The organism is Lysinibacillus parviboronicapiens, from assembly GCF_003049605.2.
Lineage (GTDB): Bacteria > Bacillota > Bacilli > Bacillales_A > Planococcaceae > Lysinibacillus > Lysinibacillus parviboronicapiens.
Map to the genome: position 1 here is coordinate 317,668 of NZ_CP073713.1, position 23,512 is coordinate 341,179.

The 23,512-nt window shown below is 37.6% G+C and carries 18 protein-coding genes; 7 read left to right on the top strand and 11 right to left on the bottom strand.

What is annotated here, in order from left to right:
* Position 1: 1 nt before the first annotated feature.
* Both C9J31_RS01680 and C9J31_RS01685 read right to left on the bottom strand, forming a co-directional pair.
* On the bottom strand, positions 2-1,102 hold the full coding sequence (locus C9J31_RS01680; protein ID WP_107948528.1) for an ABC transporter ATP-binding protein: 1,101 nt from the start codon (positions 1,100-1,102) through the stop codon (positions 2-4).
* A gap of 113 nt (positions 1,103-1,215) precedes the next feature.
* Positions 1,216-2,076: a PucR family transcriptional regulator gene (locus tag C9J31_RS01685; protein WP_107948526.1), complete on the bottom strand. Its 861-nt coding sequence runs from the start codon at positions 2,074-2,076 to the stop codon at positions 1,216-1,218.
* 508 nt (positions 2,077-2,584) lie between these two features.
* On the opposite strand from C9J31_RS01685, the gene C9J31_RS01690 reads away from it, so the two are divergent.
* Complete coding sequence (locus C9J31_RS01690) at positions 2,585-4,294, top strand: methyl-accepting chemotaxis protein (protein WP_107948524.1); 1,710 nt, start codon at positions 2,585-2,587, stop codon at positions 4,292-4,294.
* A 388-nt stretch (positions 4,295-4,682) separates the two neighbouring features.
* Here the strand turns inward: C9J31_RS01690 and C9J31_RS01695 are convergent, their stop codons facing one another.
* The 3 genes from C9J31_RS01695 to C9J31_RS01705 all read right to left on the bottom strand — a co-directional run bounded on the left by C9J31_RS01695 (position 4,683) and on the right by C9J31_RS01705 (position 7,158).
* Positions 4,683-4,997, bottom strand: a complete 315-nt coding sequence (locus tag C9J31_RS01695) for a hypothetical protein (protein ID WP_107948522.1) — start codon at positions 4,995-4,997, stop codon at positions 4,683-4,685.
* A gap of 85 nt (positions 4,998-5,082) precedes the next feature.
* Entirely contained in the window at positions 5,083-5,637 is a 555-nt protein-coding gene (locus C9J31_RS01700) for an SLOG family protein (RefSeq protein WP_107948520.1), read from the bottom strand.
* A gap of 354 nt (positions 5,638-5,991) precedes the next feature.
* Entirely contained in the window at positions 5,992-7,158 is a 1,167-nt protein-coding gene (locus tag C9J31_RS01705; RefSeq protein ID WP_107948518.1) for a DUF418 domain-containing protein, read from the bottom strand.
* A gap of 104 nt (positions 7,159-7,262) precedes the next feature.
* On the opposite strand from C9J31_RS01705, the gene C9J31_RS01710 reads away from it, so the two are divergent.
* Positions 7,263-7,964 (top strand): response regulator transcription factor, encoded by a 702-nt coding sequence (locus tag C9J31_RS01710; RefSeq protein ID WP_107924958.1) that lies wholly within the window; start codon positions 7,263-7,265, stop codon positions 7,962-7,964.
* Positions 7,964-9,610 (top strand): sensor histidine kinase, encoded by a 1,647-nt coding sequence (locus C9J31_RS01715; RefSeq protein ID WP_107948516.1) that lies wholly within the window; start codon positions 7,964-7,966, stop codon positions 9,608-9,610. The genes C9J31_RS01710 and C9J31_RS01715 overlap by 1 nt, the downstream gene beginning before the upstream one ends.
* A 256-nt stretch (positions 9,611-9,866) precedes the next feature.
* On the opposite strand, the gene C9J31_RS01720 is transcribed toward C9J31_RS01715, so the two are convergent.
* Positions 9,867-10,775, bottom strand: a complete 909-nt coding sequence (locus tag C9J31_RS01720) for a TetR/AcrR family transcriptional regulator (protein WP_107948514.1) — start codon at positions 10,773-10,775, stop codon at positions 9,867-9,869.
* Positions 10,776-10,931: 156 nt separating this feature from the next.
* Between C9J31_RS01720 and C9J31_RS01725 the strand changes: the two genes are divergently transcribed.
* On the top strand, positions 10,932-12,446 hold the full coding sequence (locus tag C9J31_RS01725) for an MDR family MFS transporter (protein ID WP_107948512.1): 1,515 nt from the start codon (positions 10,932-10,934) through the stop codon (positions 12,444-12,446).
* Between the two features lie 310 nt (positions 12,447-12,756).
* Here the strand turns inward: C9J31_RS01725 and C9J31_RS01730 are convergent, their stop codons facing one another.
* Positions 12,757-14,943 (bottom strand): MMPL family transporter, encoded by a 2,187-nt coding sequence (locus tag C9J31_RS01730; RefSeq protein ID WP_107948510.1) that lies wholly within the window; start codon positions 14,941-14,943, stop codon positions 12,757-12,759.
* A 124-nt stretch (positions 14,944-15,067) separates the two neighbouring features.
* Here C9J31_RS01730 and C9J31_RS01735 point away from each other — a divergent pair, with 124 nt between their 5' ends.
* The 3 genes from C9J31_RS01735 to C9J31_RS01745 all read left to right on the top strand — a co-directional run bounded on the left by C9J31_RS01735 (position 15,068) and on the right by C9J31_RS01745 (position 17,796).
* Positions 15,068-15,691: a TetR/AcrR family transcriptional regulator gene (locus C9J31_RS01735; RefSeq protein WP_054767927.1), complete on the top strand. Its 624-nt coding sequence runs from the start codon at positions 15,068-15,070 to the stop codon at positions 15,689-15,691.
* Between the two features lie 446 nt (positions 15,692-16,137).
* Positions 16,138-16,566 carry a helical membrane plugin domain-containing protein gene (locus tag C9J31_RS01740; protein WP_107924965.1) on the top strand — a complete coding sequence of 143 codons (429 nt, stop codon included), beginning with the start codon at positions 16,138-16,140 and terminating at the stop codon, positions 16,564-16,566.
* A gap of 45 nt (positions 16,567-16,611) precedes the next feature.
* A complete protein-coding gene (locus C9J31_RS01745; protein ID WP_107948508.1) occupies positions 16,612-17,796 on the top strand; it encodes an NAD(P)/FAD-dependent oxidoreductase in 1,185 nt (394 codons plus the stop codon).
* Positions 17,797-18,189: 393 nt separating this feature from the next.
* Here the strand turns inward: C9J31_RS01745 and C9J31_RS01750 are convergent, their stop codons facing one another.
* The 4 genes from C9J31_RS01750 to C9J31_RS01765 all read right to left on the bottom strand — a co-directional run bounded on the left by C9J31_RS01750 (position 18,190) and on the right by C9J31_RS01765 (position 23,422).
* Positions 18,190-19,371, bottom strand: a complete 1,182-nt coding sequence (locus C9J31_RS01750; protein ID WP_107948506.1) for an iron-containing alcohol dehydrogenase — start codon at positions 19,369-19,371, stop codon at positions 18,190-18,192.
* 12 nt (positions 19,372-19,383) lie between these two features.
* Entirely contained in the window at positions 19,384-20,805 is a 1,422-nt protein-coding gene (locus C9J31_RS01755) for an aldehyde dehydrogenase family protein (protein ID WP_107948504.1), read from the bottom strand.
* A gap of 18 nt (positions 20,806-20,823) precedes the next feature.
* On the bottom strand, positions 20,824-22,206 hold the full coding sequence (locus C9J31_RS01760) for a hypothetical protein (RefSeq protein ID WP_107948502.1): 1,383 nt from the start codon (positions 22,204-22,206) through the stop codon (positions 20,824-20,826).
* A 223-nt stretch (positions 22,207-22,429) separates the two neighbouring features.
* Entirely contained in the window at positions 22,430-23,422 is a 993-nt protein-coding gene (locus C9J31_RS01765) for a LacI family DNA-binding transcriptional regulator (RefSeq protein WP_107924971.1), read from the bottom strand.
* Positions 23,423-23,512: the final 90 nt, after the last annotated feature.

Here is a 23,512-nt window from a genome sequence, read left to right on the forward strand (position 1 = left end):
ATCACAACCTCAGTTCATTCATAATACGTACTTTTGTTTGAGGGTCAAAAAAATGTATTTTGTTGTCCTTTATTCTTAAGCTTACCGTGTCATTTGGGTGACATTGTGCATCGGCATTTACACGGGCAATAAAAGATTGACCTGCTAATGAAGCGTAGAGAAATACCTCGGCACCTAGTAATTCTGCTACATCTACCGTGGTGTCAAAAGTATAAGCGGAGGTTGTGGATGTAAGTTGTAAATCCTCAGGACGTATTCCGAGCACGATATCTTTTCCTAGATAGCCTTGGTCTTTTAGTATTGTTAAATAACTTTCAGGAATAGGTAAGTTGAAATCTCCTATCTTTACCTCATTTTCAGTGAGCTGTCCATGAAATAGATTCATCGAGGGTGATCCAATAAAACCTGCTACAAACATATTATTTGGATAATCATATACTTCCTTTGGCGCGCCAATTTGTTGAATGAGCCCATCTTTCATGACTACGAGACGTGTGGCCATTGTCATCGCTTCAGTTTGGTCATGAGTTACATAAATCGTTGTTGTTTGAATACGTTGATGTAGTTTTTGAATTTCTGCACGCATTTGCACACGTAATTTGGCATCTAAATTAGAAAGGGGTTCATCCATTAAAAATACTTTAGCATCACGGACAATGGCGCGCCCTAGAGCGACACGCTGTCTTTGACCGCCTGACAATGCCTTAGGTTTACGTTTTAAGTAATCTTCCAAGCCTAAAATTTTTGCGGCTTCTAACACGCGTCGGTCGATTTCCTTTTTATCGACTTTTCGAAGCTTTAAGCTAAATGCCATATTATCGTAAACCGACATATGGGGGTATAAGGCGTAGCTTTGGAAAACCATAGCAATACCCCGATCCTTTGACTCCACATCATTCATAAGGACATCATCAATGTAAAATTCACCTTTCGAAATATCTTCTAAGCCCGCAATCATACGCAGTGTTGTAGTTTTCCCACATCCTGAAGGACCGACAAAGACAATGAATTCTTTATCGTGAATATGCAAATGGAAATCCGTTACAGCTTGCACATTTTTATCGTAAATCTTATAGATATGCTCCAAGCGTAATTCCGTCATGGCAACATCCTTTCTTTTAGTAGTGATATGGATAGTGTAAAAAAATAGTACGTTTCTGAACAGAGCAATTCTGCACAGTTTTTGTCTCATCAACTGTGCAATGTGCCATACACCTACAAGGATTCAAAGAGGGTAATGGCAAGAAACACCTCAAGCCTTTGCTCGAATTGTCTAATATCCTTGAGCGTAAGGATATGAAACTTCTCTAGTCGATTTTGTAAGGTATTACGATGCATAAATAATTTTTTAGCAGCAAATGAAATATTGCCTTCATACTGAATGACTTGCTTGACGGTTTGCAGTAAGTCTGGGTGTTCAACAGCTTCTTTTAAAATCGAAGCACTGAAAATAGCTTTTTCCTGTGAGTCTAACTGAAGTGTTAAATAAGGAATAAGTAATTCTTGTTGTGTAAGTACATGCTTGGAAGTATGATGCCAAATTGATGATTGTAATGATGAAAGCCAACTAAACCTTGCTTTTGTCACGGTAATATCTGATATAACATCTGTCACAAAAATTTTTAATTTTGCTTCTAAATCTTCACACAAGAGATGAATAAAGTAAGTGAATATTAGTGGCTCATCGTCTGTAATTTGTTCGATAACTACAAATAAATGCTCATTTAACGACATTAATAATATTTCCTTACCTAACAGTGCCTCAAGTGTTGTCCGTAGGAGGTGAAGGTCTGTAAAAACCTTGTCAAAGTGTAAAAATAATAAGCGGTGGTCCTGAATAGCAGCAGGTATTGTATTGGTTTGATTGGTTAAATACTGATGCCAATCGGTGTCCTGCAAGGTAGAAATAATAAGTGGACCTGAGAAAATGCGCAATAGCTCGAGTTCATCTCGTGTAATGGCGTGCTTTGGTATTTCATAGAGCTGATTGTCAAAATTAAACAAATAGCCTTCAGTATGCAAGTCATTAAAAGGCTTTAATAAGGGGAAACGTTTTTGTAGCTTCAATGGGTCCATGTCAACACATCCTTCTACCATATTAGAAGATGAATCATCGAGGGTTAAAAAATAACAATATAAAAAGTTTGGAGAAGTGGAATTTCACTTCTCTTTTTTATGCAAAATGTTATTTTTAAACAAAAAGAACTATTTTTGTTACATTATAATTTATTATTGGTATTAAATACCCAATTAAATCAATTTATAAAATTTAGTTCAATAATATTGAAATGTGTAGATATAGAGATTTAGAATAGGTAAATATACTATTTAATTTAATTTAGAAAGAGGTTATAAAGTAAGGGTTTTAATATATTCAGCAAAATCTGTATTAGTTGTAAGTATGTTTAACGGTATAGGAGTATGCAAAAAAGACCAAATATAAAGAAGCCATGGGATTAGAAACGGGTTAGTCTCTATGCTGGCATTTACATATCGGCATGGACCCATAATAATGTTTGATTCAATGTCTTTCATTAGAATTATTTGCACTAAATAACTGAATTCGAAAAGGAGAGTATTAACCATGTTACGCAATTTATCCATGTTTAAAAAGCTAGTTCTATTAATGGGTATATCTATTTTAACAATTGGTATTATTCAGCTAAATGGATATATCACAATAAAATCACTGGAGAAGAATACAGAGGATATTTTTACAAACCGACTAGAACCAAGCCTTGTTTTGACTCAATATAGAATTAATAATCGAGTTATCACTTCAGATATGTATCTTTCTTTTTTAACTGTAGATGAAGCAACAAATAAACAAATTAAAGATGAAATAGAGAAAGCTCTTAAAGCGAATGAAGAAAATCTTCAGCTACTGAAAGCGGCTAAATTACAGTCAGATGAGGATGCCATTGTAGCTGACCTGCTACAGCTCTATCCTGTGTTTAAAGCCAGAATGGAGCAAATTTTACAACTAAGTACTGTTAATAAGAATGTGGAAGCAATAAACTTGTTTAATTCAAAGGTTAAGCCGATAGTCGAACAAATTAACAATAAAGGCGTGGAGTTAACAGATTTAAATCAAAAACATGCAGGTGATTTAAATATGGAAAGTAAAGCTAAAGCAAGTAAAGGAACGCTAATTTCTTTAATCATTTCAATTGTTTTAGGGATTCTGTTTGTTGTAATTGGTTTTATAGGTGTACGAAAATATATAATTACGCCAATTGAAAAATTGAAAATTGCTGTACAATTAGCAGAGGCTGGAGAATTGAATTTTAATATAGACTATGATTCAAAGGACGAACTAGGGGTCTTAACTACTTCGTTTATTAATATGATTGCTCATTTACGAGACTTAATTGGTCAGGTAAAAGAAACTTCCGACCAGATGGCGGCATTCTCGTCGGAGCTTACGGCGAGTGCGGAACAAACAAGTGAGGCAAGTGAACATATTGCGTCAGTGACGTTAGATGTGGCAAGCGGTTCAGACGAGCAAATGAGAACAATTATAGAAACATCAGATGTTGTGACTCAAATGGTACATGGTGTGCAAACAATAGCTGAAAATTCTACTAACGTTTCAGAGGCAGCTATCCAAGCAGAACAACTTTCAGTGGAAGGAAATGATATTATTAAAACCGCTGTTCAACAAATGAATGCGATTCAAACATCTATTGGTAGTTTAAATGATGTCATTAGTGGTTTGGGTGAGCGCTCGGCTGAAATTGGACAAATCGTTGAAGTCATTACAGGTATTGCAGCACAGACCAACCTACTGGCATTAAATGCAGCAATTGAGGCAGCAAGAGCAGGAGAACATGGAAAGGGCTTTGCGGTCGTTTCGGAAGAAGTGCGAAAATTAGCTGAAGAATCATCTGTATCGGCACACAGAATTTCTGAACTTATTATAAGAATTCAAGCCGAAACAAATAAAGCGGTAGACTCCATGCAGTTCACAACGAATGAAGTCATAACAGGTATTCACAATGTGAACATAGCGGGGGAATCTTTTGAAAAAATTCAATCTGCCTTTAATGAGGTAGCTGTTCAAATTCAAGAAGTATCCTCTTCCGTACAACAGATGGTTGTAGGAGCTAATCAAATGTCTAAATCAATCGAACAAATCAATGGAATTGCGCAAAGCTCTGCGGTAGGGACACAAAATATTTCAGCGGCTACAGAAGAGCAACTAGCCTCTATGCAGGAGATTACAGCATCTACGTCAACACTTTCTAAAATGGCGGAGGATTTACAAGAAAAAACGAATTCATTTAAAGTATAAAAATGAAAGGATAGAAAACTGAAACACGTGTTTAGGATTTTGAAGTAGTTAATACATGTCTTTTTATAAGATGCATCTAGCTTCTAGTACGGCTTAGCAATCAGGTGGTACCGCTTAAGCAATCGGAATTATTTTTTAGACACGACTCTCTGATTCGATATAGAGAGAAAAAAACTGCGACACTCCTGCGTAAGAACGAGCCAGCTAGTCCTAGCACAAAGTGTAGCGGATGCGAGCTTGTTCGTCCGCCGAAAGCGCGTGGCATTAAATATTTTTGCTTTCTGTTGGAAAAGAAAAAAGACTATAGGTAAACTCGACTTTTGCCGAGTTTGTCTATAGTCTGAAGCGATGTAGACATGATGAAATAGCATTGAGTCTACGTCGCTTTTTAAATTATTTTCACATAAAAATCCTTGCCGTTCATGAGCTCAGTAATTTCAGTGCCGTCTTTTCTTTTATAATAATCAAAAATATCACGTGCTAGACCGGAGTGTCCATTTAAATATGTTCCTTGTTTAATCTCTTTACGAGGATTGTGGAAATCAAAATACAAGCGTGAATCGTGGCACATTGTAGCTAAAATGGCTTTGAACTCTTGTTCTTCAATATGAATCCCCCGCGAATATTGGCACTCTCGACGGTACGTATCGTGTGAGATATTCACAGGTGAGGGTTCAACAATCATTTCGATTTTTCTATTCAAATGTCAACAGCTCCTTTCAGGATAAATGACGTCATAATCTATTTAGTTTAGTATATAATTGACAGAAAATTATATCAATATTTATCTACCAATCCTGCTGTTGTATTTCTTCTGCAATTACTTGTAGGTCATATGCTGTAATCATCAAAAGGGTATAGTCGTTAGTTTCTCTAAATTTTTCTGCGAGTCTCTTCATATATTTTGGCGAGCCTTCGTTTTCGTCGTCATAGATGAGAAGAAGCCCATCCGTATTTTGAATGATAAATTTATCCTTTTCAACAAACTGCCATGGCGCCTCATAGGGCTTTTTAGTGACACTTGTTACAAAGTCTGCTTGAGATACTATGGACAGATATTTTTCTTTTTTAATATCCTGCCAATTTTTCTCCTGCTCTAAAAATGGTGTGATTATGGCAAGTTTTAATGCAGGGAACTCTTCCTTTAATGAGAGGACAATCTCTGCACTCCAAGTTTCTACGCCCTGTTGGCCACTAATAATAACCCATTCCAACCCCTCATCAATCAATTGACGTAAACGGTTTTCCAATGCCTTTTTTATGATGTGAATCCCGGGATGTTTATCATTGAAAATACCGAGTTCATGTGGTTTGTAGCCTGTAATTATTATTCTTTGTAGCAATAGAAAAGCCCCCTAAGCTATATATTATCTACAAATAGTATACAGTAGGGGGACATATGAAAACGAATATGAATATGTTTTGGATAGTTCATGAGCATTAGCAGACGTCAATATGCTTAAAATAGAACCTACAAATCGTTGGTTGGTAATGTTGCTGTCGGTAACTTAACCTGCAAGACATTGAGCTTTATTCTATTTCTTAGTAAAAAGAGTTTAAGGTAATATACTTCCCGTATAGTGCCAAAATGTTTTTTATGAGGTTTAAGTCTTTAGAATGCGCATATAGTAAGAACGACGGTTACGGTTGCACAAATTCCTAGAAACCACCATGTATCTGTAAAATCTTCTTTCGATTCACGATTCATTTACAGTACTTCCTTTCTGTTTCGTTTGCCCACTCCATGACCAATTCGTCCATATTCTCAGTACGGTTTCAAACGGGCCACGTTTGAATTTCTTTAAATAAGCAATACTAAAAATGCATTGCAAGCTATAGAGTACAACCCCGAATATGATGCCACCAAATACGCCTAATTGGCCATATAAGCCGAGTCCGTATCCGTAAAATACTGTTGTACAAATGATTGTTTGCATTAAATAATTGGTCATCGATAGCTTGCCGACACTTTCAAAAGCAGGTGAGAGCAACTGTACAGGTCGCGTATTAAAAAATAATGCTACTAAGCACACGTAGCCTACCGCTAATAGCTGTGAACCACCCATTAGTAACATGCCGGAAAAGTTATTTTCTATAAAGCTAAATGCTTTGAAAGCGAGGCCCACTGGTACTAAGATTGCCCCGATAACGTACCATTTCTTTTCTTTTTGCATATTTTCAAAAGCGTGTAGTTTAGCAAGCCCCATACCAAATAAAAACAGTGGTGCATAAAATAAAGGTGCAAAAATAAAGATAAAGAATACAAAAATAGGATCGTCTAATCCAGGAGGCATAACATTTGCACGGAAATCATAGATGTCTAGGTAACTTCCGTTTGCATAAGTTGCATCTGCCTTTTCGATATAAGTAGTTAGTTCATTCTGCTCTTTTTTTGTGATTTCCGTAGGACCGAATGTTAAAGCTGTCGTCAGTAAAAATAATACACCGCACCATATAAATAATGTTTTTGGTTTACGATTAATGAACGGAATTAAAAATAATGTCATACAGCCATAAGATAATAAAATATCACCTTCCCATAAAAATGAAGAATGGAGCCAACCGATGGCGATTAGACCAATTGCGCGACGTAGAATTGACCACCGACTCTTAGTTTTCTTTCTACGGACAGATTCGATAAATTTAATAAGAGAGAAGCCAAATAAGATGGTGAAAATAGGCATAAATGAGCCCTCAATGAAGACTTTTACAAAATATAATGCACCGTTATCTATCATTGATAAATTTTTTAATTCATCCTTGCCATACATGCCAAACTGGAAAATAAGCAGGTTAGCCATCAAAATCCCAAACAAACTTAATCCACGCATACTGTCAATGAAGGTAACTCGATTTGTTGTCATTTGCGTTTTATCTCCTTAATTGGTTAACTTATACATAGAGTAATAGTAAAATCTTATAGAGATATAATGACTACCTTAAAGTAATCTTAAAAGTTGGTGATAATATGCAAAAGGCAAAAATTTTAGTATTAGAAGATGAACGAGCTATAGCAGAAATGATTGAAATCATCTTAAGAAAAGAAGGAATTGACAACATTACACTTTGTGACACTGTACAAGGTGCCATGAGGGAAATAGGCAAGGAAGAATTTGACTTTTATCTGTTAGATATCATGTTACCAGACGGTAGTGGCTTAGAGATGGCGAAGCGTATCCGCGAGAACAGTGATGCCCCAATCTTCTTTTTAACTGCCAAGAGTAGTGATGCGGATAAACTACGTGGCTTTATGAATGGAGCGGATGACTATATAACAAAACCATTTAATCCGCTAGAGCTTGTAGCGAGGGTAAAAGTACAGCTCACGCGTTACATGAAAAAGAAGGTGGATGTGCAAGAGGGACATCTATATACTTGTCATCGTTTTGTGTTTAATGTGGATGCGGCAGAGCTCACAGTTGATGGAAAAAAGGACATTATTAGTGGAAGGTTATTTCATTTACTGAAATATCTCTGTGAAAATACAGGGCAAGTATTATCAAAGGAACAAATATATGAACGCGTGTGGGGAGATTATATATTCGATGATAATACGGTGATGGTTCATATTCGTAAACTACGTGAAAAGATTGAAGAAGATCCAGGTAAACCGACGTGCATTGTAACGGTTAGGGGAATTGGCTATAAACTCGTTGGAGATATTCAGTGATGAAACCATCAAGAAGATTAACACTGCGTTTTGTTTCATATTTCACAGTATTTTATTTATTAATTATTTTAGGCTTTATTGTCAGTCTGTTATTTTTTGCGTTTTTTATCAATGCACGTGTTGGTGATAATATCCATACTATGACTTCCTATGAAATTGAAAATGACGCAGTGGTAAAGGATGGGGATTCTGTACGAATTGCGGATTATTTAGTAGAACGTGCTGCGGAGAATTTAGGGCAGTTATATTTAATCAATCAATCAATGGACATAGTGGATTATACAGGGGATACATGCGAACTTTGCGGATTAGCCGATAGTGAAATTTTGTCGCTTGAACGTTCAGGTATGCATACGTGGAAACTACCTAAATATTACTTATTATTTTTACCTACTTCACTTGTGCAGCCTCTATTTGATGAAACATATAGTGTTTGGCAAAAACAAGAGGACATACCTGCAGATTTGCTCCAGCGTTTAAAGGATAATACAGCTACTATAGAGCTTTATAACGAACGGTGGAAACGCGTAGAAGTTATTGGTGAAAGTTATAAATTACTGGATAAGCCAGAATTATTTGAAGAGAATTATGACATTTTCGAACAGGAAGAACTTATCCAAAGTGCAACACTGGCAGATGAAACAACACTTGTTGTACGTATGCCGAACCCAGCCTATAAACCGTTTGAAGAACCGTTTAATAAAGCGATGCTTCTGTTTGTTGCAATTTTTTTCGGCAGTCATATTATCTTGTTAATTGGCGTCATTTTCTTATCTATTGGGATTTCTCGTCAATTTGTTCGACCGCTTGTTTACGTTATTTCACGGATTGAACAACTTGCGCAATTTGACTACCGGAAATTGAGCGATAAGAAAGTTCATCACCAGAAGACAGGGAAATTAAAGCGTAAATTTAAATTATTTCAACCTGTCGATGAATCGCTCAATCATTTATCGGACCGACTTGCCTCAAATGAAAGACAAATTAAGCAATCCGAACAATTACGTGAAGAATGGATTACGGGGCTATCACATGATTTAAAGACACCTCTAAGCTCTATTTACGGTTATTCCACAATGTTGGCGTCTGGTGATTATGAGTGGACGAATGATGAAATGCGTGCATTTGCGAAAACAATGCAAGAAAAGGCCACATATATGGATGCTCTTATCCAAGATTTAACCTATACGTATCAGTTGAAAAATAAAGCGATAAAGCTTGAAAAGGTATCCTTAGCCCTCAATACGTGGTTACTGCAATTTGCAGACAATCAGGTGTGTGTGCATGTCTATGGAGATGTCATACTGGATGCAGATGAACTTCTTTTAAAGCGAATATTAGATAATTTAATTACAAATGCCAAGAAGTATACCCCGATTGACACGAAGGTAAGTGTTGAAGCGCAAAATACGCAAGAAGGCGTCATGTTGACAATTGCTGACCAAGGTCCAGGAATTCCACAAAAAGAACTAGATAACTTATTTGAGCGCTATTACCGAGGAACAAATACAACCGATGATGCTACAGGTACTGGTCTGGGGTTAGCGATTACCAAACAACTAATTGATTTGCATGATGGGACAATTCGTGTTAGTTCTGATGCAAGAGGTACCGTTTTTGTTGTGAAATTTTCATATGAACAATAGCGCATTCATATTAGCATGAAGTTATATGATGGCGTAGTCTGAAAATAAGTCCTTACAATGTGCTGCGCTTTCTGTGTTTAAGGTACGCGCTGCATCGTGGCTACAGAGTATTAGACAAAGAGGATTTAACCGCTGTTGCTTCATTGCCCCTCGCTGTTGCGCAAATAAATTAATAAGTACATTTTCACTTTACATGACAAAAAATAGTATGCATAGGTACTCCTAGCATACTATTTTTCTTTTTTTTGGCCTATGATTATTTTTTATGACAGTGCTCGGAAGGATGTTCTATTTTTACGTAACGCCATAAATTATTGGCAATGTCACGCGCCTCTGCTGCGTGTTCAGTCCCAACAAATGCTTTTCTGAAAGGTGTAAGTAGTGATTCGATAATAAAGAGCTTAGGTTTCTCTTGCTGCAATTCTTCCATTAAAAACGTAGCGAACTCTAAACCTTCAACAGTTTCATCCTTCGATAATCCCTTCGTAAAGCCTTGAAGTTGTTCGATTACCATTCCTTTACTGACTGAACGATAATTTACAACATTTTGTATGGCGTTAATCATCTCGACACTTATAATGATATCTTTTGATTTTAGCATTGCAGGAATAATTACACTAATATTGCGTAATGCTACGCGTACAATTGCTTCTCGATTTATATATTTATAATCTGAAATCAACACTGCACGTAAAGAAAGGTTAATCATACCAAGTGTTTGTACCGCACATTCATAGCTCATCGGACTAATTTCTTCTCCAAAAACTTGTACAAGTCTATTGGCAAGCCATTCTAACTCTTGTAAATGGTAGTTCAAAATAATTTTCTTTAGTTCGTTATCCCGAGAATGGAAAATTGATTCGAAAATTTGAATGAGATTTTGCTCGCGGTTGACATACATGAGCACTGCAACTTGCTGTGTTAATACTTCCAAGTCAGTTGGATCTTTCCCATAAAGAAGCTCATGTCGGCGATTGCTTGCTTCCTCGCGCCCTTCATCTAGAATGGCGATTAAGCATTCGTTTTTCGAGGCGAAATGATTATAAAATGTGCCTTTAGATATTTTAGCAGCACTGATGATATCGTTAATAGATGTATCTACGAATCCCTTTTCTATAAAAAGTTCACGGGCAGAAGTAAGTATTTGTCTTTTTCTTTTGTTCATAACCTCACCTTTTTTAATTATTATACTCTCATTCTATAATGAAAACGCTTATATATCAACGTTTTTAAAATTATTAATATAAATTGTTGAAAAAAGTAGACTGGGAGTATAAAATAAGTTTTATCTTAAACAACAAGAAAGAATTGAGGGATATAAATGAATAATGACTTAACAATGAAAAAGCCCCCTTATGGCATGATTGCTATTTTATTTGTGGGTGCTTTTGTTGCTTTTCTTAACAACACATTGTTAAATGTTGCGTTGCCAACCATTATGAAAGATTTTGGTATTACGTATGCAAAAGTACAATGGCTGGCTACAGGTTATATGCTTGTAAGTGGTATCTTAGTACCGGCTTCGGCATTTTTCGTAACACGCTTTAAAAATAGACATCTATTTATTACAGCGATGACAATATTTACAATTGGTACAATTATGGCTGGTTTTGCGCCAAACTTTGGCGTGCTCTTAGCTGGTCGTATGGTGCAAGCAGCAGGGGCTTCAAGTATGTCACCCCTGTTAATGAATGTAATGCTGACGAGCTTCCCGAAAGAAAAACGTGGAGCAGCAATGGGTATTTTTGGTTTAGTTATGATTGCGGCACCAGCTATTGGTCCAACATTATCAGGCTGGATTGTGGAACATCATGATTGGCGCATGCTATTCCAAATGATTATTCCATTTGCCATTATTAGTTTACTATTTGGCGTTTGGAAATTAAAAAACGTGATGGAGACACGTGAAGTTCATTTAGATTTCCTTTCCGTATTTTTATCGACAGTTGCATTTGGTGGTATTCTTTATGGTTTCAGTACAGCAGGCGATAAAGGATGGTCTAGCCCTTGGGTATACGGTACCATTTCAATTGGTTTTGTATCGTTAATTATTTTCATCTTCAAACAATTACGTATGGATGAACCTTTACTGGAACTACGTATTTACAAATATCCGATGTTTGCACTGGGCTCGGCTATTTCTGTTATTGTTTCCATGGCGATGTTCTCTGGGATGATTTTAACACCGGCTTATGTGCAATCAATTCGTGGAATTGAACCTTTTGAAGCGGGATTAATGATGCTTCCGGGGGCACTTGTAATGGGCATTATGTCTCCAATTACAGGGAAGCTTTTTGATAAATTCGGGCCGCGTATTTTAGCGATTATTGGTTTAACGATTACTACTCTTGCTACATTTGGTCTAACGAAATTAGCCATGGATTCGAGTTATACATTTATCGTGTCTATGTATTCAATTCGTATGTTCGGTATGTCTATGGTAATGATGCCTATTATGACAAACGGTTTAAATCAATTACCACAAATTATGAATCCACATGGTACGGCTATCAATAATACTCTACAACAAGTAGCAGGAGCGATAGGTAGTGCAGTGTTGGTTACTTTTATGAACAACCGTACGAAAGCGACAGCTGCGGACTTAATAGCAGATGCACAAGCGAAGGCGGCTCAATCCGGTGTGGTGCCAACAGCTGAGCAAATGCAACAAATGCAAGATCAAATTATGCAAACAGCCTTATTAGATGGGATTACACATTCATTCTTAATAGCGGCTATTGTAACAGTTCTTGCACTAGTGCTGGCATTCTTCTTAAAACGTGTAAAAGTTGAAAGTGTAGCAGCTACAATGGATTTGAAAAAACCTACAAAGTAATAAATGAGAGAAATGATTTAAATTTAGCTTATAAACGACAAAAAGCTCCGTTCTAAGAACGGGGCTTTTTATGTTTTTTTCAATACGTTGTTACAGTAATCGTATAGTTGGGGGATAAATCGTTTGAAGTTATCGATAAAATCTAGAAGTTGGTCGATACATTTAATAATCTAGATGAAAAGTCATGTTATAAAAGGATAAAATAAGACCCGTTTTCTGTGTGCCTAGTAGCATCCACAAAAAACGGGTCTATTCTTATACATTAACGTGCTGCTTTAATTACAAAATATTAAGAGTTGGATAGCAGGCTTTAGGCATCCTTTTTAAATAGCGGACCTGGCCAAAAAGCATATTTTCCAAGAACAGTAGTAATCGCTGGCACAAGCAGTGGACGTACGATAAATGTATCCAGTAGAACACCGATGGCAGTCACAACGCCAAATTGCACAAGTACCTGTATAGGTAGTGTTGCGAGGACAGCGAATGTACCTGCTAAAATAAGACCTGCAGATGTAATGACACTACCCGTATGAACTACGCCCTCTTCTACCGCTGTTAAATGATCTGTATTTTTACGTTTCTTCCAAATTTCTGAAATCATGAAGATGTTATAATCTTCCCCAAGGGCTACTAAGAATACAAATGCATACAGTGGAATGGCACCCGATATCGCCTCTGCTCCCATAATATGATGCAAAATAAGCCAACCTGCACCGAGTGCGCCAAAATAAGAAATAATCACTGTCGCCAGTAAATACACTGTTGCTGTCACAGAACGTAAATAGATAAATAATAAAATTGCTATTAACGCAATCATGGTCGGCATTATAACCGATTCATCACGTTCAGTAATTTGTTGTGTGTCATACTGACTTGCAGTTTCTCCGCCAATCCACACTTGCTGATCAGCATTCTTGATGCCTGTACTTTCAAGTATATTTACGACTTCAGCCTTAAGCTCTGGTATATGCGCCAATGATTCTTTTGCATAAGGGTTTGCATTAAACGTAAGTTCATATAATTGAATGGCATCGTTTTTCTCCCCAATTTGGACATCTCCCACAGTATCTATATAAGGAAGTGCAGTGAGCGACTGCTGGATATTAATATCTGTGCCTGTCGTATCAATTACAAGTTGAACAGGCGCTAGTTCTCCCGGTGAGAAATTTTCTTCTATTAAAGTAAAACCTTCACGAGAGGGCATATCCTCTGGGAAAGAAGATAATAAGTCAAATGTATATTGAATACGCGGCACAAATGCTGCTAAACCACCAAGTAAAAGAACAGTTACAACAATAACAATCCAAGGTTTATGCGTGACGAAGTGTCCGATTTTGCGGCTTATTTTATGAGATGACTTATGTTGTTTTTTACCCTTCTTACGAGCCATGTCCTCTGTTCGAGGTGTAAATGGAAAGAATGCTACACGCCCAATAATAACGAGGATGGCAGGCAGTACAACTAATGCCGCTATGCCCATTACTAAAACGCCAAAACTAAATGGCACCGCAAAGCGTTGGAATGCGCCATAGTGGGCAAGACTAAGTGTGGCTAATCCGATAACGACCGTTAAAGCGCTCATCAAAATAGCACCACCAGATTCCTTTACAGCAAGCTTCATTGCTGAAGCCTTATCCTCAATATCAAACAGTATTTCACGATATTTGGATATTAAAAATAAACAATAGTCTGTTCCTGCACCAAAAAGCAATACGGTCATAATGGACACAGCCTGTGAATCCTTATCAATCCAGCCTTGCTCCGCAAAGAAACCAAGTGTTGGACTAATGACACCATAAGCAAGGCCTACAACGATTAGTGGAATAATGGCAAGTAAAGGTGAACGATAGATTAGTATCAGTAACACAAGTACAAGCATTACCGTTGCTATTAGTAGTTTCACATCCGCTTGCGAGAATAAGCTAACAGCATCTGTTGCAATACCCACAGGTCCTGAATAGCGTACATGGAGTGCATCTTTTGTTAATTCTTCATCTAATTGGACATTATACGTATCCATTGTTTTGGCTAAATTATCAAGACTCTCTTGTAATAAATCAGTAGCAACACCTTTTTCAAAGAAAATAGGTGTAACGATTGTTGAACCATTTTCAGATGTGGCTGCCAAAAAAGCTTGAGGTGGCATTTCATCATAGGGTGGAACAAGAGATTGGTGTGCCAAAGGTATGGTTTTAAGATCTTTGTATACCTTTTGAATAGCTGAGTAATCATCGGTCGTTAGACCATTTTCACGATGCCAGACAAGTAACAGTGGGGTACCGGCATCATTTGGAAATTCTTCTTCAATAATAGCTGCTGCTTGCTCAGACATTTCTGAATCAGGCAGATTATTACCCGATTCACTTTCAATACTATTTATTTGTGGCCAAGCAAAAGATAGGACAACAACAAGTAAAACCCAAATGGTAAGTGCTAACAACCGACCTTTTTTACCTGCAACCATTGCGCCCCATTGCTCGAGTGGGTGTTTTTGCATGACGAAACCTCCATTCCATGTATGTAATGATAATTATATATACTAGAAGGTTAATTAATCAATTACTATTTACCGATATGTTATACTATGTCTAATAATAATCAGTTATAAGGGGGCGAACTTGTTGAAACAATCACCGCGTGTTCTAGGAAGACCTCGCCATGATGACAATGCTAAACCAACTAAAGAACTTGTACTGGAGACGGCAACAAGACTTTTTATTAAAGATGGCTATAAGAATGTGTCGATGGATGATGTAGCAAAAGCATGCAATGTTACGAAAGCAACTATTTATTACTATTACCCGACTAAAGGGGAGTTATATACCTCCGCATTAATTGCAATGATGAAAAGAATTCAGCTACATATTAAACAGATATTAGAACAGCCTACAGCATTTAAAGAGCGATTAGAGCAACTAGTCGAAATTCATTTATCTGCAACATTGGATATTGATATGAAGAATTTTATGCGTGAAGCTACAATTAATTTATCAGAGCAACAATTAAAAGAAGTTCATGCCTCGGAAAACGAAATGTATAAAACAATTGAGCAGGCGATGCAAAGTGAAATGGACAAGGGGACAATTCGGACTGGTAATGCTCAATTTTTTACACATACCTTTATGGCGCTCATGTCAGTTGGCTATTTTAAAGATGGCGAAGGTAATCGACTATTTCAAACAGAAGCCAATGCTGCGAAAGAGATTATTGATTTCTTCTGGCTGTCTGTTAAGAAGTCGTCATAAGTTTGGTAGTAGACTGTCTAGAAAATAGAATGCATTACTATTGATTGTAAAATATTTATTACCGCATCAGCTAAAAAAAGAGAATTAAGGAATTGTATTTTTTAACAAAATGGACAAAAAGATATCTTTGTTAACAACAAATAGTTGACAAATTCAATGAATCTTGAAAAGAATGTTGAAATTGTGATTTAGCTGATTGAAATAATGTACAAACAGCTTTATAATGAAGGTTGTAATGTCACCAAGATAAGGATGGAATTGTGATGTACTTTTTGCAAAATGAAGTTAACATTGTAATAACTGATCATACGAATTACTATCCAGCCCTTGTGACTGGTGAATGTGTAAGATATCCGCTGTAACGACTGTTAAGAAATCGCTTAATGGTCTTTTTTACATGGAAGTAATATAAAAATAGTAATAGTGATGGCAAAGGAGAGTTCAACATGTCAGAAACGAATAACCAAGCACAATCTGAACAATTAACTGTGAGTCAAGAACAACTAGATGTACTAGACCAACTATTAAAGCCTGAGGTACAAGCCTCTCTAACAACTTTAGTTGAGCAATTACCAAAGTTAACTGAAATGATGACGTTATTAACAAAATCATATGAGTTCGCACAAGCAGTTGCAACTGATGAAGTATTAAAAAATGATACTGTCGGTGCTGTTACAGAAATGGCTGGTCCAGTTGTAGGTACAGCTAAAAATCTTGCAGCTACTGCAATTGAAGCAAAAGACCGTGCTTCTGAGAGCCAAGAAGTTATCGGTTTATTTGGTCTTATGAAAATGCTAAAAGACCCTCAAGTTCAAGGTGTTTTCCGTTTTGTAAATGCTTTTTTACAAGTAAACGCTGAACGTCAATCTAAATAAGACTCGAGATACATTTAATTCGTAAGGACGGAGGATTAATTAATAATGTCAAAAGAAATCGTCATCTTAGGTGCTGGTTACGCTGGTGTTTTAACTGCATTAACAGCACGTAAGTATTTATCAGCTGATGAAGCTAAAATCACAGTCGTTAACCAATTTCCAACACACCAAATCATCACTGAGCTTCACCGTTTAGCTGGAGGTACTATTGCAGAAGGTGCTGTAGCATTACCACTAAAAAAAATCTTCAAAGGTTTAGATATTAATCTAGAAATTGCAAAAGTAACGAAATTCAACGTAGACACTAAAAAGGTTGATTTAGATACTGGATATACTTTAAATTATGATACTTTAGTAGTTTCACTAGGTAGCCAAACAGGTTTCTTCGGTATCCCAGGGCTAGAAGAAAACTCTATGGTACTTAAATCAGTAAATGATGCCAATAAAATTAATAGACACATCGAAGACCGTATTAAAGCTTACGCACAGTCAAAAGACGAAGCGGATGCAACAATCGTTATTGGTGGTGGCGGTTTAACAGGTGTTGAACTTGTTGGCGAAATCGTGGACAACTTCCCTAAAATCGCAGCAAAGCACGGTGTTAACTTTGCTGACCTTAAAATCAAACTTGTTGAGGCTGGTCCAAAAATCTTACCAGTACTGCCAGACGTGCTTATTGAGCGTGCTACTGAAAGCTTAACAAAACGTGGTGTTGAATTCATTACAGGGACACCGGTTACTGGTGTTGACGGTAATGTAATCTCACTTAAAGACCGTGAGCCAATCGTTGCAAACACACTTGTATGGACTGGTGGTGTAGCGCCACTTCCACTAGTAGGTGAGTCAGGTCTTGCTGCTGATCGCGGTAAAGCAACTATCAACGAATTCTTACAATCTACATCACATGCTGATGTATTCGTAATCGGTGATGCATCTGTTGCATTACCAGCTGACGGTGGACGTCCACTTTACGCACCAACTGCACAAGTTGCATGGCAAATGGGCGAATGCGCTGGTTACAACTTATTCGCACAATACAAAAACCAAGATTTGAAGCCATTCTCAGCAGTTAACTCTGGTACACTTGCAAGCTTAGGTCGCAAAGATGCTGTAGCTACAATAGGTGCTAGCAACACTCAACTTAAAGGACTTCCTGCTACACTTATGAAAGAAGCGTCTAACATTCGCTATCTTACACACATCAAAGCTTTATTTGGTTTAGCATACTAAAATTCAATATCGAAAAAAGCTCTCCCCATATTGGGGAGAGCTTTTTAGATTGAAGATAAAATCAAAATTGGTTTTAAAATTGAGGAGTCTATAAGAATCCGTTGATTTCCGCGACGACGGACGCTTTCCATTGCAAGACTCCTGCAGAAGAACGCGAGCAGGTTTAGGCCCCACACGAAACGAGCAAAGGAGGAGGTTAGCTGGCTCGCGCGCGGAAAGCGAGTGGCTTTTTCCGGACTTGAAAATAAAAGTGAATCTGCCGGATTTCCGCGCTAGGCAAAGCAAGCATCTTGCTAGACGCTGAGCGTCGAGAAGACTTCCTGCTAACGCGCAGAACACGAGCAGATTCATATTTTCAGATTAGCCGGACTTGACGGCCCCTCTATTCGGCACCTATTTCGAAGGTTCCACAATTACGCCGTCGTAAGCAGCTTTATAAATCGTATAAATATCCTCTTTTAATAGAGGCATGGGGCTTCGTGCTAAAATACGACGTTGTTTAATGCCATCATTTGTGAGACTTTGTAAAGCATCTTCTGGAATGTTAAAGCCTTTTAAAGAAGAGGGGATACCCACATCTTCAACTAAGCGTTTTAATTCGGCAACACATTTATAGGATGCTTCTTCTTGAGAAAGGTTTATGGAACTAAAGCCCATTGCATCATAAATGTCTTTCATTCGTTTCTCACAACTTTGGCGAATATAGCCCATTACATAAGGAAGTAATACGGCATTCGAATCACCATGGGCTATGTGGAATTGGCCACCTAAAGGGTAAGCAAGTGCATGAACCCCAGCCACGCCAGCGTTAAAGAAGGCAATACCTGCAAGATAACTACCGTAACTCATATCAGTTCGTGCTTGTTTATCTTGTCCATTGGCAACTGCTGTACGTATCGAGTTACTAATTAGGCGAATAGCTTGTAATGCCAAAGCATCTGAAACAGGACTAGCATTTTTAGAAATATAGGATTCTACTGCATGGGTTAAAGCATCAACCCCAGTAGCGGCAGTGACTTTTGGTGGTAGAGAAATTGTCAGGGCAGGGTCGACAATGGCCACATCGGCTAGTAAGTTGTCGTGTGTCACCACATCCTTTGTTGTTTCAAGAGAAAGGACAGAGATATTCGTAATTTCTGAGCCTGTACCTGAAGTTGTCGGAATTAATATAGTAGGAATTCCTTTTTCTGTGATTTGTTTTGTGCCTGTTAAATTTAAATAATGTGCGACATTGCCTTCATGTGAAGCAAGTACACCAGCTAATTTTGCTAAATCCAGCGCACTACCACCGCCTACACCAATAACTAAATCAAAAGCATTGACACGTGTATGAGCCACTAATTTTTCACCTATTGCTAAAGGTGGTTCAGGAACAACTTCTGTATAAATTTCAATGGCGTAACCTTCAGCCTCTAACGGCTCTGTAACTTGATTAGTAAGACCGATATCCTTAAGGAAAGGATCAGTTACTACTAGTATTTTACTGGCTTTCAAACGTTTTACTTCATCCAATAGGTGAGATAACGAACCCCAGCCCGTATAGCTAATAGGGGCAAATGTAATTTTTTCAGACATAATCAGCACTCCTTATTGTTGATTCCAAACGACCAATTTTGTTTCTGTCATTTCATGTATTGCGTATTTTAAACCTTCCTTACCTGTACCACTTTCCTTAACACCACCATAGGGCATTTGATCGACACGGTATGTGGGAATGTCATTAATGATAACACCACCAACTTCAAGCTTTTTGGAAGCAGTAAAGGCTGTTTGAATATCCTTTGTGAAAATACCCGCTTGTAAGCCGTAGTTCGAGTCATTAATGGCTGCTATGCCTTCATCAATAGAAGAAATACGATTGATGATAACGATAGGCGCGAATACTTCTTGGCATGAAACTTTTAATGTAGAGGCTACATTCGTTAAAATTGTAGGCAAAAATACACCATTTTCTACAGTGCCACCAGTTAAAAGTTGTGCTCCGTTTTGGGTGGCCTCTTGTACCCAGTTCATCGCACGAACCTGCTCATCAGGATGAATCATTGCAGAAATATCTGTTGTGTCTTCAAGAGGATTACCAATCATTAATTGTGTTGTTGCAGCTATGAATTTTTCAGTAAATGCCTCATATAATTCATCCAGTACATAAACGCGCTGCAATGAAATACAAACTTGACCTTGATTTGAAAAAGCCCCCATAACGCACTTCGGCACGATCTCATCTAAGTCTACATTGTGATCTATAATAAGACCTGCATTGGAGCCTAATTCTAGGGCGACCTTTTTCAGGCCTGCTTTTTCACGAATGCCAATTCCAACAGCCGGACTACCTGTGAATGTAATCATTTTAACTTTGTTACTATCTACAAGTGCATCGCCAACAGTTTTACCGCTACCTGTTACGACATTAAAAGCCCCTTTCGGTAGGGCAGTTTGATCAATCATTTCAGCTAAAAATAGCGCAGAAAGTGGCGTTTGAGAAGCAGGTTTTAAGACAATCGTGTTACCAGCTGCAATGGCAGGGCCAACCTTATGTGCCACTAAATTTTGTGGGAAATTAAAGGGAGTAATAGCACCAATAACACCTAAAGGCTGTTCAATCGTATAGGCAAAACGCCCAGCGCCACCTTTGGCTGCATCCATTGGAATCATTTCACCCGTAAGCCGTTTAGCTTCTTCAGCAGCAAATTTGTAGGTTTCAATTGTGCGATCGATTTCCCCTAATGCATATTTCAAAGGTTTAGCTGCTTCAAGGGCAATTATTTCAGCTGCTTTCACGCGATTTTCAGTAAAGAGCTGTGTGATATGTTCAAGTATAGCTGCACGCTCGTAAGCTGTTAATGCTGCCATAGCTGAATTTGCCTGGTAGGCACACTGAATTGCTTCTTCCACATCTTCACGTGTAGCTTGAGAAATTTCGGCAATAACCTCTTTAGAATAAGGGGAGTGAAGCTCTGCGAAATGATTTGCAGTTTTCCATTCACCATTTACATAATATTGTTTTTTCATCTAATCATCCTTTCATCATTAAGCTTTATCTTGCGTCAATTGGTCTTTTGTAAATGTTTTGTCGACTTCACCTTTAAAGAAGTCTTTACCATAAATTAATAAACATAAAATAATACCAACAGCGAATGCCCATGCTGCACCTTTAATGCAAAGTACAGCTGCAATAATACCCGCAATCCCTAAGTCAGTTTGACTTCGAGCCTCTAAAATCCCAACTTTTACACTGACATAACCTTGAATTAATAGGGTTAATGCTAGTGCTACACCTAAAATTGGTTCAACTAGACTGACAATCGGCAATAGCAGCAAACCTGTATTTGTACCCCATCGGAAGGAACCGATACCACCGAAGAAGGAATCCATTGCCTTACGCCCTTTTTTGTAGCGCTCAATCATAACAACTTGCATAGCTGACCAGGTTGGTCCACACATCGTCACATCAGGACCTAAGACACTCATAAATGAATTACGGATACCAAAGATTAAATGTGCTCGACTTGGACTATACTCAAGCTTTTCATCTGGTCGAGCTGCTGCACCATCCTCTACCAATACCTTATTTTGTAAAACATCACCAAATAGTACGATATAAGTTGCTAATACAGTAGGTAGTCCTGTAACAAACATCATCAAAGGAGGTAAGCCTAAACCGAATACGGTGTAGTCATTCCAAAGTGTTATGAAATCGGGCGCTGAAAACCCAAATTGAATAGTCGGCCAAGGTGCCTCTCCGAATAGGGGAGCAATGATTACTGCAATCAGAATAACAGGGAAAATTCCTAGTTTGGCAATAGTTGCCCACAATGCGTTTCGTTTATGGAAAACCGCGAAATGTTTAGAAAATAATAAGTAAAATCCTATTCCGATGGCTATAGAGATTGTCCACGGAAATGTTTCAAAACGACCACCAACTTGGAATACAGAAATAACAGCGGCAAGTCCAGCACCGAGAATAATGCCTGATTTCATTGCTGGTGGGATTAGTCGTACTACTCGTTGGGCTAATCCAGTAGCACCTAAGAAGATGGATAACAAACCGAGTGTCATCTGAAAGGCTATGAGCGCATGAACACGTTCAGGACCTTCAGGGAACTGCTGACAATACAATGTGATTAGTGGAATTGCTGGTGTAATCCACCCTGGCACTGCTGGATCACCTAATAAATGATGCGTTAAATAAAACAAACCATTTAATACTATAATTGCTAAAGCTACCTCAAACGGCATACCGAGTAAAGTTGTTAACAATGGAATTGCAGACAAATCAACTGCGCACATTAACAAACCTTGTACATAATCTGGCCATTCAAAACGATAGTGAATAAAAGGTAAGCGGATTTTAAAAGGACCCGCTGGAATATAAGGCGACTCTTCGCCGTACTTACGATTTTTCCATTTCATAAAACATTTCTCCTCCTAAATGTGAAAATGCCCCCTTTACTAAATGAACGCTTTTAATAAAACATGCCCCCTTGCAATGAATACGTAACCATTTTGAAATAACGATGCCCTACTACTGGTATATAAATATATGAATACGTAACCAAAGAATATTAAAAAAAGGATATGGTTACGTATTCATTTAACCATAAAATATAAAACAAACCTTTTTGAAAGTTTGTTTTTATATTTTTCGAGTAGTGCTTCTTTCAAACACTTTAACAGATTCCGTAATTTTTACGCAACTATTTTTTTTATTTTCAATTATTTCAATTAATTTCTCAATGGCCATAAATCCTAAGTTTTGTTCTGAAATACTCCCCACTGTCGTTAGCTGAATAGCTCCATGTTGACTCAAGTCCACGTTATCTATTCCAATAATGCTCAGATCGTTAGGAACGTCAATATTGTCCCGCATCGCATCATCTAATAGATTTAGTGCAAGTGAATCAGCACCTGTACAAATGGCAGTAGGGGGGTGCGGATATGCCATTAACGTTTGAAAAGCATGAGAAATATCTAGCTTTGAGGTATCTGTATTAAAAATATATGATGCTGCTATGTCGATAGCAGCATCCCGCAAGCCTTGTAAAAAACCAAGATAACGATTGTTAAAAGTACTAACAGTTAATGGTCCACCTACCCAAGCAATTCGCTTATGCCCTAAGTCAATGACATGTTTTGCCGCTAAATAGCCTGCTTCAAAATTGTCAATCTCTACAAAATGTTCGTTATTTCTATGCTTCCGGTTATAAGTAATAAATGGAATATTCATTCGCTTCAATTGCTCAAAAAATGGATCGTCAATTAATATGCAGGATAAAATTATACCGTCTACCTTATGTTCAATTGCTGTAGCATAGGCTTCAGAAAGTTTTTTATCATTGACAAACTGTACATTCACACGATAGCCCATATCATTCGCAAAATTTACAATCGCAGTAGTTGTGTCGACGAAAAATGGATTGTGCAATGGCCCAGATAGAAGGACAATGGTACCCGTTTTATTTTGAACAAGTGAACGCGCATGTGCATTAGGGAAATAATTCAGCTCTTGAATGGCTTTCATTACTTTATCGAGCGTTGGTTTTTTCACTAACTCAGGCGTGTTTAACACACGAGAAACGGTTGTTTGTGATACACCTGCATATTTTGCTACATCTTTCGATGATACCAAAAAAATTCCTCCTTCATATAATGACTATGTATACATCTAATATACAGCTAATTTCACAGGGTGACTAGTTGAGAGAAGTATAAGTATTTT

Excerpts from the sequence above, each read along its gene's own strand:
- C9J31_RS01760 (WP_107948502.1), bottom strand. The coding sequence starts at position 22,206 with ATGAAATGGAAAAATCGTAAGTACGGCGAAGAGTCGCCTTATATTCCA.
- C9J31_RS01740 (WP_107924965.1), top strand. The coding sequence starts at position 16,138 with ATGTCAGAAACGAATAACCAAGCACAATCTGAACAATTAACTGTGAGT.
- C9J31_RS01745 (WP_107948508.1), top strand. The coding sequence starts at position 16,612 with ATGTCAAAAGAAATCGTCATCTTAGGTGCTGGTTACGCTGGTGTTTTA.
- C9J31_RS01680 (WP_107948528.1), bottom strand. The coding sequence starts at position 1,102 with ATGACGGAATTACGCTTGGAGCATATCTATAAGATTTACGATAAAAAT.
- C9J31_RS01715 (WP_107948516.1), top strand. The coding sequence starts at position 7,964 with ATGAAACCATCAAGAAGATTAACACTGCGTTTTGTTTCATATTTCACA.
- C9J31_RS01705 (WP_107948518.1), bottom strand. The coding sequence starts at position 7,158 with ATGACAACAAATCGAGTTACCTTCATTGACAGTATGCGTGGATTAAGT.
- C9J31_RS01750 (WP_107948506.1), bottom strand. The coding sequence starts at position 19,371 with ATGTCTGAAAAAATTACATTTGCCCCTATTAGCTATACGGGCTGGGGT.
- C9J31_RS01730 (WP_107948510.1), bottom strand. The coding sequence starts at position 14,943 with ATGCAAAAACACCCACTCGAGCAATGGGGCGCAATGGTTGCAGGTAAA.
- C9J31_RS01685 (WP_107948526.1), bottom strand. The coding sequence starts at position 2,076 with ATGGACCCATTGAAGCTACAAAAACGTTTCCCCTTATTAAAGCCTTTT.
- C9J31_RS01725 (WP_107948512.1), top strand. The coding sequence starts at position 10,932 with ATGAATAATGACTTAACAATGAAAAAGCCCCCTTATGGCATGATTGCT.
- C9J31_RS01720 (WP_107948514.1), bottom strand. The coding sequence starts at position 10,775 with ATGAACAAAAGAAAAAGACAAATACTTACTTCTGCCCGTGAACTTTTT.
- C9J31_RS01755 (WP_107948504.1), bottom strand. The coding sequence starts at position 20,805 with ATGAAAAAACAATATTATGTAAATGGTGAATGGAAAACTGCAAATCAT.
- C9J31_RS01710 (WP_107924958.1), top strand. The coding sequence starts at position 7,263 with ATGCAAAAGGCAAAAATTTTAGTATTAGAAGATGAACGAGCTATAGCA.
- C9J31_RS01690 (WP_107948524.1), top strand. The coding sequence starts at position 2,585 with ATGTTACGCAATTTATCCATGTTTAAAAAGCTAGTTCTATTAATGGGT.